This is a genomic window from Sphingomonas kyungheensis (genome assembly GCF_037120395.1).
Classification (GTDB): domain Bacteria; phylum Pseudomonadota; class Alphaproteobacteria; order Sphingomonadales; family Sphingomonadaceae; genus Sphingomonas; species Sphingomonas kyungheensis.
This window is the reverse complement of the sequence record NZ_JBBBDM010000003.1, coordinates 424,252-436,471: the sequence shown is the minus strand read 5'-3', so window position 1 is coordinate 436,471 and position 12,220 is coordinate 424,252. Positions and strand designations below refer to the sequence as shown.

Genomic DNA, 12,220 nt, shown 5'->3' with positions numbered 1-12,220 from the left:
CAGGACCGTTGAGGTAATCCGTGGCCAAATCGCCTGCTCCTCCCGCCGTACCGCTCACCAATCGCGAGCGCCCCGCCGATCCCAAGCCGTTCGAGGCGACGAAGGAGCAATTGCTCGACTTCTACAAGCACATGCTGCTGATCCGCCGGTTCGAGGAGAAGGCGGGCCAGCTTTATGGTCTCGGCTTCATCGGCGGTTTCTGCCACCTCTACATCGGCCAGGAAGCGGTTGCGGTCGGCCTCCAGTCGGCGCTCGACGGCGAGAAGGATTCGGTGATCACCGGCTATCGCGATCACGGCCATATGCTCGCCTACGGCATCGACCCCAAGGTGATCATGGCCGAGCTGACCGGCCGTGCCGCCGGCATCAGCCGCGGCAAGGGCGGTTCGATGCACATGTTCTCGACCGAACATAAGTTCTACGGCGGCCACGGCATCGTCGGCGCGCAGGTCAGCCTCGGCACCGGCCTCGCCTTTGGCCACAAGTACAGCAACGACGGCGGCGTCTGCCTTGCCTATTTCGGCGACGGTGCGGCCAACCAGGGCCAGGTGTACGAGAGCTTCAACATGGCCGAGCTGTGGAAGCTGCCGATCATCTTCGTGATCGAGAACAACCAGTATGCCATGGGCACCAGCGTCAACCGCGCCTCGGCCGAGGACCAGCTGTATCGCCGCGGCGAGAGCTTCCGCATCCCCGGCATCCAGGTCGACGGCATGGACGTGCTCGCCTGCCGCGGTGCCGCCGAGGAGGCGCTCGCCTGGGTGCGCGCCGGCAAGGGGCCGGTCATCCTCGAGATGAAGACCTATCGCTATCGCGGCCATTCCATGTCCGACCCCGCCAAATATCGCAGCCGCGAGGAGGTGCAGGGGGTGCGCGACAAGTCCGATCCGATCGAGCACGTCAAGAAGCTGCTCGAAGCGCAAGGGGTGGGCGAGGCCGACCTCAAGACCATCGAACAAGAGATCCGCAAGACCGTGAACGAAGCCGCCGATTTCGCCGAGAGCACGCCCGAGCCCGATGAGGCCGAACTCTATACCGACGTGCTGGTGGAGACGTACTGAGATGGCGATCGAGATCAAGATGCCCGCGCTCTCCCCGACGATGGAGGAAGGCACGCTCGCCAAATGGCTCGTGAAAGAGGGTGACAGCGTCAAGTCCGGCGACATCATGGCCGAGATCGAGACCGACAAGGCGACGATGGAGTTCGAGGCGGTCGACGAAGGGACGATCGGCAAGATCGTCATCGCCGAGGGCACCGACAATGTGAAGGTCGGCGACGTCATCGCCTTGCTGCTCGAAGAGGGCGAGAGCGCCGATTCGGTCGCCGCCCCCGCCACCAAGGACGACAGCGCCAAGGGCGACGCCCAGGCGGACGAGCAGAAGCCGGCCGACAAGGTCGAGGATTCGGCGCACCCGGCGCAGGAGAAGGTTGAGACGGGCGCGCGCCAGCTGTTCGATGCGGCGAGCAACGACGGCAGGCGCGATCCCGAGATCCCCGCCGGCACCGAAATGGTCCGCACCACCGTCCGCGAAGCGCTGCGCGACGCGATGGCGGAAGAGATGCGCAAGGACGACCGCGTCTTCGTGATGGGCGAGGAGGTCGCGCAATATCAGGGTGCGTACAAGGTGACGCAGGGCCTGCTCGACGAGTTCGGCGACCGCCGCGTCATCGACACGCCGATCACCGAATATGGCTTTGCCGGCGTCGGCACCGGTGCGGCGATGGGCGGGCTCAAGCCGATCATCGAGTTCATGACGTTCAACTTCGCCATGCAGGCGATCGATCACATCATCAATTCGGCGGCCAAGACCAACTATATGTCGGGCGGCCAGATGCGCTGCCCGATCGTCTTCCGCGGCCCCAACGGTGCGGCGAGCCGCGTCGGCGCGCAGCACAGCCAGAATTATGCGCCCTGGTATGCCAGCGTCCCCGGCCTGATCGTCATCGCGCCCTATGACGCGGCGGACGCCAAGGGCCTGCTCAAGGCGGCGATCCGGTCGGAAGATCCGGTCGTCTTCCTCGAGAACGAGCTGATGTACGGCCGCTCGTTCGAAGTCCCCAAGCTCGACGATTACGTCCTGCCGATCGGCAAGGCGCGGATCATGCGCGAGGGCAAGCACGTCACCCTGGTCAGCTATTCGATCGGCGTCGGCCTCGCGCTCGAAGCCGCCGAGACGCTGGCGGGCGAGGGGATCGAGGCGGAGGTCATCGACCTGCGCACGCTGCGCCCGCTCGACAAGCAGACGGTGCTGAACAGCCTCGCCAAGACCAATCGCCTGGTGGTGGTCGAGGAAGGCTGGCCGACCTGCTCGATCGCGTCGGAGATCACCGCGATCGTGATGGAAGAGGCGTTCGACGATCTCGACGCGCCGGTGCTGCGCGTCACCAACGAGGACGTGCCGCTGCCTTATGCCGCCAATCTCGAGAAAAAGGCGCTGATCGACGCCCGGCGCGTCGTCGCCACGGTGAAGAAGATCGTCTGAGACAGGCGCCCCCTCTCCCTTGCGGGAGGGGGCGTTTTCCGGCGGGGGGGGGGGGGCGGCTCGCCGATGCTTTCGCCTGAGAAGTAGGGCGTTGGTGGCAAAAGCCGTTGGATCACTCGGACGGTGACGTGTCCGGTTGCGTGAGCCGTTGCTCAAGCCTCACCGTCGCCCGACACGCCGTCACCCCGGACCTGTTCCGGTGTTCACCGTCCCGCCAAACTACCGGCTCATGCCCTTGCGGACGGGTGGATGCCGGAACAAGTCCGGCCTGACCTAACCGCTTCGAATGATGGGTCACCCCGGCTGCGGGTCTGCGTCGCGGGATGATGATCCCAATGATCTTACCTACGCCCCACAATCAAATCCGATCAACTCGCCGTATATAGGTCGCAGAAATACTGCGTCGCCGCCGGGCTCGGATTGTAGATCTGGCTAAAGTCGCGGCGGTCGCGCACCACATAGGATGCGGTGTAGCGGATACGCGTCGCCGAGGCGCCGCCCGGCACCCAATAGGTGCTGAACACCGGCTTATAATCGTAGCTCACCTCGATATACATCACGCCCGATCCGACCGGCGCGCTGACCCGCGTCGCGGCGGTGTCGCCCATGCCGTTCGGCATCGCGACGCCGGCGCTGGAGGGGGAGGTGCCGACGCCGTCGCCGCGATCCATCGTCCCGTTGCTGCGGTCGTAGTTCGAATCATAGCCGGTGCCGCTGCGCATGCCGAGGCAGCGCTGCCAGTGGAGATATTGCGATCCCGCCGTCTGCTGTTCGAGGCTCGATATCGTGATCCGCCCGCGATTGGTCAGATCGAGCGCCGCGCCCTGCAACCGCGCCGAGGTCAGTACGTCGGCGATATCCGCCTCGCGCAACTGGGTGATGTTCGAAGCGCCGAGCAGCCCGACCCGCGACGCGGTATCGGCGAGGTTGAGCGCGACCTGGCTGACGCGCAGATGCGTGATCGCCAGCCACGCCATCTCCGTGCCCCACGCGCCGACGCCGAGCACCAGCGGCATGGTCAGCGCGAACTCGATCAGCGCGACGCCGCGGGTCGCGCGGAGCAGGTCTCGCGCCCGCCGGCGCGTCACGGGCACACCTGCTGCACGGTGGTGCCGGCCTGCGAGGCATAAGGCTGGTTCTTGAGGATCGTCGACGCGCTGATCGTCGCGCGCTTCGGCCAGCCGATCAGGCTGGCGATCGGGAAGATGCGGTTGAACTGGACCGTCATCGTATAGACGACGGCGTCATTCGCACCACCCTGGCCGGTGATACCGGGATCGATGTCGCGGAAGCCGTTGCCATTGACGTCGGTGAAACATTCGGTCGCGGCATCGTAGACGCCGTTCTGATTGTCGTCGGAGAAGGGCTCGGGCGCGATATAGCCGAACTGGCTGAAGCTCTTGCGCGACGAGGTCCCGGTCGCGTTCTTGGCGATGCGGTTGACCTGGCTCATTACCCGCTGGTCGAGCGTCGTTCCCGCGTCGGTCGAGGCGTTGGTCTGGATCGTGCCGTCGCGTCCGGCCTTCTGCACCGCGCCGGTCAGCGTCGCCTGCATATAGGCGAAATAGGCGAGGTCACCGAGTCCCATGATGAGCAGCAGCATGACCGGGACGACGAAGGCGAATTCGACCAAAGTCGCGCCGCGCCGATCCGCGGCGAGGGTGGGGCGGGGCGACTTCACTGGCTGATCCGCAGCATCGCCAGCCGCTGGGCGATCGTCTGGAACGCGCTCTTCAGCGCATCGGTGCTGCTCGCCTGGAACGCCTGTCCCGGTGACGCGCAATACGTCAGGTCGCTGGTGATCGACGTGCCGAGCGCGACGACGAAGATGCTGATCCCGCGCTTCTTCGCCGCATCGCACTCGATGCGGAAACGTGCGGTGTGGGTCGCATAATCGCGCGAGTCGTTGCTCGCCGAGCCGGTCCGGTTGTCCATATCCTCGACACCATATTGGCCGTAGATCTGGCCATTCGGCGACATCGTCCCGTCGGTCATGAAGACGATGTTGCGCGACGGCGCCGGCCGCCCGGGCCACGCCGCGGTATCCGCCGCAAAGACGCCCTTCGGCGCGAGCAGCCGCACGCCCCAGATCATGCCGGTGTCGTGGTAGGTGCCGCCGAACGCCTTGAAGCTGCTGTCGTAGACGTAATCGTTGACCTGCTGCGCCGTCATCACCGCCAGACGCTGCGCCTTCGGCACGCAGGCGGCATAAGCGTTGTTGGCGAGCGTGGTCCCGGCGCGGTAATTGACGGTGTTTTCGTTGATGCTCTCGTCGGCGACGTCGACGTAGGTCCGGTTCGCCCCGCGCCACCATTCGACGTCCGGCCACATCGGCCGCCACTTGTTGGTCGACAGGCTGGGAATGCTGTCCGGGTTGAGGTCGTCGGGCAGATTGTTGACGTCGAAGCTGCTCGCGGTCGAGGTGTTGAGTTCCTCGATACACCCCGACCAGGCGCTGGTCGACCCGTCGAACCGGGTCGGATCGGCGACGGTGCCGCCGGTGAGCGTCGTCAGATAGGAGGAGACGTCCCATTGCACCGGCTCGAACCGCCAATAGGGGCGCAAGGGTTGTTCGCGACCCGAGCAGGTTCCGCCGGAGGAGGAGGACCAGCTCGTGTTGTAATATTTCATCGCCTGCGGATAGCTGGTGCTCCAGTCCGGACCGGTCTTGCTGAAGCCGCTGCTTGGATAACGTTGATCGACGCACATCGCCTTCGGCACGCCAGTCAGCGAGACCGCTTTCGTATCGCCGGACGCATAGTCGCCGGCCAGCACCCCGCCGGTACCGGTGAGCGGCGACAGATGCCGGCTCTGATAGGTCCAGCTGCCCTGCATATATTGCGACGGGATCAGCCGGCCGACGTTGACCGACGACGCGTAAGGTACGAACCCGTAGCGGATATGCGTCGAGGGATCGGCGCTCGTCCGCATCGTCTTGTCGAACAGCAGCACCGACTGGCGCAGCGATTCGATCTTCGAATAGGTCGTCGTGCCGTTGGAGGTGGTGGCGGGTTTTTCCGTGCCGTTGTTGCAGGTCGTCGAATCGTAGGGATAGCAGGTCATCGACCCGGTCACGTCGAGCACGAACATCACGTCGGCATCGCCGACGTCGAAGATCGCCTGGCAATTGACCGTCAGCGTCTGCGCGCCGATGCCGAAGAATCCCATCAGCGCCATCGGCACCGTCGTCTGCGCGACGCCGCCCATCGCATTGGCGACGCCGGGGGTGGTGTTGACCGATGCCTTGCTGGTGGTGAAGCTGATGTTGCGGTTCTGGTACCAGCCGGGGCGGAAATTGTTGTAGAAGAAGGCGGAGGCCTGTTTGCTCGCGGCGTCATCGACCGGCGTCGACATCTGCGTGTCGGTCATCGCCTTGCGCCCGGCGAGCACGCCGGCGTCACACGCCTGTTGCAGCCGCACCTTGACGACGTACAGCCGTGCCATATCGACCGCCGAGCCGGCGAAACCGATCAGCGGAATCATCGCCGCCGCCATGATCGCCAGCGTATTGCCGGCCCGGTCGCGCCGCAGCCGGGACAGAAATCCTGATCGAGACCGATTGCGAAAGATGCGCATCGCCAAACACGGCTCACGTTTGTTTACTGGGATAGTCCCGGTTAACCCCCTGGTATGAAATCACTCTCAAACGGCATGGTTAACGAATCCGATCCGGATGGAACCGCATTGGCGCTGCTCGCCGTGTCGAGGGCGATGCGGCCGGCGATGGCCGCGCTGTTCGCGCTCGACGCGCGGCTCGCCGATATCGTCCGCACCACGCGGGAGCCGCTGGTCGGGCAGATGCGGCTGACCTGGTGGCACGACGCGCTGACCCGGCTCGACGATGCGCCCGCACCCGCCGAACCGCTGCTCCGCGAGCTGCAACGGCTGTTGCTGCCCCAGGGCGTATCCGGCGCCCTGCTGGCGACGATGATCGACGGCTGGGAGGCGCTGATCGTCGCCGACCCGATCGATGCCGCGGCGCTCGACACGCATGCGCGGGCGCGGGGGGAGGGGCTCTTCGCCGCCGCGGGCAGGCTGCTCGGCGGCGACTCGCCGCTGCTCGCGCCGGCGGGGCGGGGGTGGGCGCTGGCCGATCTCGCGGCGCATCTGTCCGACCGCGACAGCGCGACGCGGGCGGCAGACTCGGCGGGCGAAGCACTTGCCGATGCGTTCTCAGGCACTTGGCCAAGAACGTTGCGTCCGGTCGGTCTATCGGCCCTAATTGCCAAGCTCGATCGCTCCGATCTTGCGCCTATCGTCAAAGCATTGAAGGTCGGGGCTTTTCGGATGACTGGCCGGTGAAGACTTGATCGTCGCCCCGCCGCTGCTAGGCTCCCCTATCGCAGGAGGGCTCGGCGATGTGGCGATATCTGGCGGCGGGTGCGGCAGTTCTGGCGGCGGCGGGCGGTGGTGCGTTGCTGCTCCACCGCCATTCGCCGGCGGCGGCTCTGCCCGCGGCCCCGACGGCGCAGGCGAGCGAGGCGCCGGCCCCGGCGGCTGAGCCGGACGTTCCCGCCGCGGCCGAGGCGACGCGCGAACAGCGTCGCTTCGCGCGTTACGACAAGGACGAGAATGGCGCGATCAGCCGCGAGGAATATCTCGCCAACCGGCGCAAGAGCTTCGCCAAGCTCGACAGCAATGGCGACGGCCGGCTCGACTTCGACGAATATGCCGCCCGCGCCGCCGCCAAATTCGTCGCCGCTGATCGCGACAAATCGGGGGCGATGGACGCCGCCGAATTTGCCGCCACCGCGGTCAAGCGCAAGCCGGGTCGGGCGAAATGTCCGCCGACTGCGGCGCCGTCGGGTGATGAGAGCTGAGCCAGCCGGCAAAGGCGGCACGACCGCGGTCGGTGTACATCTTCTTGCGGTCGGCCTTCTTGGTGCGACCGGGGATCGGCGGCATGAGGCCGAAGTTGACGTTCATCGGCTGATAGGTCTCCGCCTCCGCGCCGCCGGTGATATGGCCGAGCAGGGCGCCGAGCGCGGTCTCGACCGGCGGCGGCGCCAGCGTCTGGCCGGCGAGCTCCGCCGCGGCGAACCGCCCGGCGAGCAGGCCGATCGCCGCGCTCTCGATATAGCCCTCACAGCCGGTGATCTGTCCGGCGAAGCGCAGATGCGGCCGGCTCTTCAACCGCAGCGTCGGATCGAGCAATTGCGGCGAGCGGATGAAGGTGTTGCGGTGCAGCCCGCCGAGCCGCGCGAATTCCGCATTCTGCAAGCCGGGGATGGTGCGGAACAGCCGGACCTGTTCGGCATGTTTGAGCTTGGTCTGAAAGCCGACGATATTCCACAAGGTGCCCTGCGCATTGTCCTGCCGCAGCTGCACCACCGCATAGGGCCAGCGCCCGGTGCGCGGGTCGTCGAGCCCGACCGGCTTCATCGGCCCGTAGCGCAACGTGTCGAGGCCGCGCTCCGCCATCACCTCGATCGGCATGCAGCCTTCGAAATAGGGCGTGTCCTTTTCCCACTCCTTGAATTCGCTCTTCTCCCCGGCAAGCAGCGCGGCGTGGAAGGCGAGATAGGTTTCCTTGTCCATCGGGCAGTTGATGTAATCCGCCTCGCCCTTGTCCCAGCGCGACGCCTTCCACGCGACGTCCATGTCGATCGTGTCGGCGTGGACGATCGGCGCGAGCGCGTCGAAGAAGGCGAGCGCCTCCGCCCCGGTCGCGCCGCCGATCGCCTCGGCGAGATGCGCCGCGGTGAGCGGTCCGGTGGCGAGGATCGCCGGCCCCTCCGGCAGCGTGTCGATCCGCTCGCGCACCAGCGTGACATTGGGATGATCGGCGAGCGCGGCGGTGACGCCCGCGGCATAGCCGTCGCGATCGACGGCGAGCGCCGAGCCGGCGGGGACGCGATGCCGGTCCGCCTGCGCCATGATCAGCGATCCGAGCGCGCGCATCTCCTGATGCAGCAACCCGACCGCATTCGCCTCGGCATCGTCCGAGCGGAAGCTGTTCGAGCAGACGAGTTCGGCGAGCTGGTCGGTCTGATGCGCCGGCGTGCGCTCACCCGATCCGCGCATCTCCGACAGGCGGACACGATAGCCCGCCTCGGCGAGCTGCCATGCCGCTTCCGATCCGGCGAGGCCGCCGCCGACGATATGGATGTCATAAGTCATGTCAGGCCATTAGGCCGCGATGCCGGCGCGGGCAACGCGCCGCCCCGCCGATGCGTTGGGGCGGCATGACGACGATCTACACCATCGGGTACGAGGCCACGACGATGGCCGATTTCCTCGCCGCGCTGCATCGCGCCGGCGTGACGCAGGTAATCGACGTGCGCGCATTGCCGCTGTCGCGCCGCCCCGGCTTCTCCAAGTCGTCGCTTGCCGCCAGTCTCGCCGAGGCGGGCATCGCCTATGTCCACCTCAAGGCGCTGGGCACGCCGAAGCGCGGCCGCGACGCCGCCAAGAAGGGCGACGTCGCGACGCTGACCGAGGTCTACGACGCGCAGCTCGACCTGCCCGAAGCGCAGGCCGCCGCCGCGCAGATGCTCGACCTCGCCGCGACGCAGCCGAGCGCCTTGCTCTGCTACGAACGGGACCCGACCCATTGCCACCGCACGCTGTTGCTCGACGCGGTGGCGGAGGGCGCGGAGGTGGTCGATCTTTATACGTGAGGCCGAGCGCGATGGACTGGTCTTCGTGCGCCATCGGTCTCTTATGGTAGGATTCAGCCTAGTCGGGCGGACCAGCCGGAAAATTAGGTTCACGCGGAGGCGCGGAGAAGGAGTTTGCGCGCAGAGGTGCAGAGGGCGCGGGGGTGTTGCGCCGCGGCGCGCAGCGCCTCCTCTATTCTCATTGGAGATAGCAAGCAGTTTCGCTGAGTCGCCTGTCGTCGGCTTTTTGACGTGGAACCCTTTTCTTCTCCGCGCCTCCGCGCCTCCGCGTGAACCCTCTCCCTGCGTTCCTTGCGCCCGCACTCAGGCCGACCGCACATCCTCGCTCATCCGCCGCACCCGCCGGATGCGCGGTTCGCGGTCGAGTTCCGCCGCCGCGCGGATCGTCTGGCGCAGCTCGTCGCGCTTTGCATGGATCGAGGCGATCACCGGCCCCATCGCGACGCCGAGATCGACCAGCACCGCCTCCGACAATTGCAGCGAGCTTTCGAGCGTTTCCGGCACCGCGTCGGTCACCCCGGCACGATAGAGTTCGGCGGCGTGGTGCGGATCGCGGGCGCGGGCGATGATCGGCAGGTCGGGGGCCAGCGCGCGCATCCGCCGCGTCAGCTGCACGGTCAGCACCGGATCGTCCATCGTCAGGATCAGCGCGCGCGCGCGGGCGAGGTCGAGCCGCTCCACCCAGTCGCCGCGGGCGATATCGCCGAACATCACCGGGTGGCCGTTGCGCCGCGCCTCGGCGACCGCATCAATATCCGCCTCGACCGCGAGATAGCGCTGGCCGTGCACCGCGAGCAGGTCGGCGACCATCCGGCCGACGCGGCCGAAGCCGATCACCACCGCGCCCGGCCCGTCGCCGCCGTCGTCGGCGGGCAGCGGGTCGTTGGGCGCGAACCGGTCGATGCCGCGCGACAGCCTCTTGCCCGCCTGCGCGAGCAGCGGCGTCAGCGTCAGCCCGATCGCGGTCACCGTCTGCCAGAAGGCGGCGGTCGACGGCAGGATCAGCTGCGCCTGCGCCGCGGTGGCGAGGACGATCAGCGTCGTTTCCGACGGGCTGCCCATCAGCAGCCCGGTCTCCGCGGCGACGCCGCGCCCGGTCTGCGCGACGCGGAGCAGCAGGAAGGTGACGATCGCCTTGATCCCGACAACCGCGGTCACGCCGCCGAGCAGCGACGGCCAATTGGCGAGCACTTCGCCAAGATTGACGCTCATCCCGACGGTGATCAGGAACACGCCGAGCGCCAGGCCTTTGAACGGCGCGGTGATGACCTCGACCTCGTTATGATATTCGGTCTCGGCGATCAGCAGCCCGGCGAGCAGTGCGCCGACGATCGGCGACAGCCCCGCCGCGGTGGTCGCGACGCTCGCGGTGATGACGACGAGCAGCGAGGCGGCGAGGAACAGCTCCGGGCTCTTGGTCCGCGCCGCCTGCGCGAACAGCCGCGGCAGCACCAGCCGTCCGCCCAGATACATCACCACCACCGTCGCCAGGCCGCGCAGCGCGACTCCGGCGATGCCGACCCAGCCGTCCGGGCTCGCGGTCGGCGCCATCGCGCCCAGCGCGAAGATGATCGGCACCAGCGCGAGATCCTCGAACAGCAGCATCGCGAAGGCGGCGCGGCCGACCGGGCTCGTGGTGCCGACCAGCGGCAGCACCAGCGCGGTCGACGACAGCGCGAGCGCAAGCCCGAGCCCCGCCGAACCGCCCCAATCCTGGCCGAGCAGATGCACCGCCACCGCGATCAGCACCGCCGATCCGATCAGTTCGGCGGGACCGATGCCGAACACCTGCGCCCGCATCGCCCACAGGCGCTTGAAGGACAGCTCGAGCCCGATCGAGAACAGCAGCAGCACGATGCCGAATTCGGCGAAGGGCTCGATCGAATGCGGGTTGGAGATGGTCAGGTAATAGAGCCATGGCGCGCGATCGGTCAGCGCGCCGAGCCCCGCCGGCCCGACCAGCACGCCGACGAGGATGAAGCCGATGATCGGGCTGACGCGAAACCGCGCAAAGGCGGGGATCACCAGCCCCGCCGCCCCCAGGATCACCAGCGCATCGCTGAACCCCGTATTATCCAGTCCGATTGCCATAGCCACTTTGTAGAGGGGGTTCGGCGAAAGTCAGCCCATCAATGGTCAGGATGGGGGGCTTCGCGAATGGCGGTCCTTCGCCTGTGCGTCTGCCGACGGATCGCTTATTCCTATAATGGTGAGGATCCGGAGGGTTTTTCGATGCGCCTGTCTGCCTGTGTGCTAACCGCAATGTTGCTCGGGACGGGACCGGCGTCGGCCGAATCCGTGGAGTCCGCCGAGTTTCGCGTATGGGGTATCCATCCCATCAAGACCGTATCGATATCGACGGGTCCGTTGACGGTCACGGTCGCTGCAACAGAATGTCATGGTCCCGATCAGAATGCAGGATGCCGGTTTGACGGCGTGAGCAACCAAGCCGTCGTTTCGGTGTCGCAAAAGGGCTTTGTGCCGTTCCGCATGACCAGCGACAGTCAGGCTTCGTTCGTGCGGGTCGCCATCATCCGTTTGTCGACGCGGGCGAGACATTATGGGGTCGTCATCGACAACCAATGGGGTGGCTCGGCGGGGGGCACCAAGGTGACGATCATCGAGCCGGATGCCGCAAGCTTCAAGGCCGTGCCGCTTACCTACCTCGGCACAAACGCCCTTATCGGCGAGGTGAAGCTGTTCTCCGATCGAAGTAGGTCAGACGGGCGTCCTGCTTTCGTGCTGGAAGCGCCCGCTTTCAACTTCTCCGGCGAATGTGCCGCTTGTACGCGAGGCGTGCCGTTATTGCTGGGCGTTCGGCGGGGGCGAAGTGCCGACCTGTCCGCCGAGCCGAGCGCACGCAGGTTGTTTGCCCGTGATCTGCCGCAACGGAAGCGCATCTGCATGTCGGATTTCCGCGAGCGTAACGGCAATTGCGCCGCTTATGTCGCCGACGCCGCCCGGCTGGGGCGGGTGAGATCGGCATGGCGCATCATGCTCCACTACTACCGCCCGGAGCCGGAAGGATATCCGGCCGCTCTCCGCAGCTATTTGGTCAACGGAGGCTATATCTCCGCGGCCGAGGCACGCGCCTTGCCGCTAAGCTGAGATCGCCC

General features: G+C 66.7%; 11 protein-coding genes. 6 read left to right on the top strand and 5 right to left on the bottom strand.

Translation table 11 applies throughout. From position 1 onward, the window contains the following. Nucleotides 1-20 precede the first annotated feature (20 nt). Nucleotides 21-1,061 carry a pyruvate dehydrogenase (acetyl-transferring) E1 component subunit alpha gene (pdhA, locus tag V8201_RS09815; protein WP_037536253.1) on the top strand — a complete coding sequence of 347 codons (1,041 nt, stop codon included), beginning with the start codon at nucleotides 21-23 and terminating at the stop codon, nucleotides 1,059-1,061. A 1-nt stretch (nucleotide 1,062) separates the two neighbouring features. Next, entirely contained in the window at nucleotides 1,063-2,484 is a 1,422-nt protein-coding gene (locus tag V8201_RS09810; RefSeq protein WP_037536254.1) for a pyruvate dehydrogenase complex E1 component subunit beta, read from the top strand. A 368-nt stretch (nucleotides 2,485-2,852) separates the two neighbouring features. Here the strand turns inward: V8201_RS09810 and V8201_RS09805 are convergent, their stop codons facing one another. From V8201_RS09805 to V8201_RS09795, 3 genes are read right to left on the bottom strand one after another with little or no spacing between them, the layout of a single operon-like run. Then, entirely contained in the window at nucleotides 2,853-3,572 is a 720-nt protein-coding gene (locus V8201_RS09805) for a TadE/TadG family type IV pilus assembly protein (protein ID WP_271298859.1), read from the bottom strand. Continuing rightward, nucleotides 3,569-4,165, bottom strand: a complete 597-nt coding sequence (locus tag V8201_RS09800; protein WP_271298858.1) for a TadE/TadG family type IV pilus assembly protein — start codon at nucleotides 4,163-4,165, stop codon at nucleotides 3,569-3,571. The genes V8201_RS09805 and V8201_RS09800 overlap by 4 nt, the downstream gene beginning before the upstream one ends. Continuing rightward, the gene (locus V8201_RS09795) at nucleotides 4,162-6,060 is read right to left on the bottom strand and encodes a TadE/TadG family type IV pilus assembly protein (protein ID WP_336545166.1); all 1,899 of its coding nucleotides are present in this window, start codon (nucleotides 6,058-6,060) and stop codon (nucleotides 4,162-4,164) included. The genes V8201_RS09800 and V8201_RS09795 overlap by 4 nt, the downstream gene beginning before the upstream one ends. Before the next feature lie 108 nt (nucleotides 6,061-6,168). Between V8201_RS09795 and V8201_RS09790 the strand changes: the two genes are divergently transcribed. Both V8201_RS09790 and V8201_RS09785 read left to right on the top strand, forming a co-directional pair. After that, nucleotides 6,169-6,786 (top strand): squalene/phytoene synthase family protein, encoded by a 618-nt coding sequence (locus V8201_RS09790; RefSeq protein WP_336545165.1) that lies wholly within the window; start codon nucleotides 6,169-6,171, stop codon nucleotides 6,784-6,786. A 56-nt stretch (nucleotides 6,787-6,842) separates the two neighbouring features. Next, entirely contained in the window at nucleotides 6,843-7,304 is a 462-nt protein-coding gene (locus V8201_RS09785; RefSeq protein ID WP_336545164.1) for an EF-hand domain-containing protein, read from the top strand. Here the strand turns inward: V8201_RS09785 and trmFO are convergent. Then, nucleotides 7,240-8,604, bottom strand: coding sequence for a methylenetetrahydrofolate--tRNA-(uracil(54)-C(5))-methyltransferase (FADH(2)-oxidizing) TrmFO (trmFO, locus tag V8201_RS09780; protein WP_336545163.1), 1,365 nt, complete (start codon nucleotides 8,602-8,604; stop codon nucleotides 7,240-7,242). The two genes, V8201_RS09785 and trmFO, sit on opposite strands and share 65 nt — an antisense overlap. A gap of 65 nt (nucleotides 8,605-8,669) precedes the next feature. On the opposite strand from trmFO, the gene V8201_RS09775 reads away from it, so the two are divergent. Beyond that, on the top strand, nucleotides 8,670-9,104 hold the full coding sequence (locus tag V8201_RS09775) for a DUF488 domain-containing protein (RefSeq protein WP_336545162.1): 435 nt from the start codon (nucleotides 8,670-8,672) through the stop codon (nucleotides 9,102-9,104). A 303-nt stretch (nucleotides 9,105-9,407) separates the two neighbouring features. Here V8201_RS09775 and V8201_RS09770 read toward each other — a convergent pair whose 3' ends face one another. Next, nucleotides 9,408-11,195, bottom strand: a complete 1,788-nt coding sequence (locus V8201_RS09770; RefSeq protein ID WP_336545161.1) for a cation:proton antiporter domain-containing protein — start codon at nucleotides 11,193-11,195, stop codon at nucleotides 9,408-9,410. 141 nt (nucleotides 11,196-11,336) lie between these two features. Here V8201_RS09770 and V8201_RS09765 point away from each other — a divergent pair, with 141 nt between their 5' ends. Continuing rightward, complete coding sequence (locus V8201_RS09765; RefSeq protein ID WP_336545160.1) at nucleotides 11,337-12,212, top strand: hypothetical protein; 876 nt, start codon at nucleotides 11,337-11,339, stop codon at nucleotides 12,210-12,212. The last annotated feature ends 8 nt before the right edge of the window (nucleotides 12,213-12,220 follow it).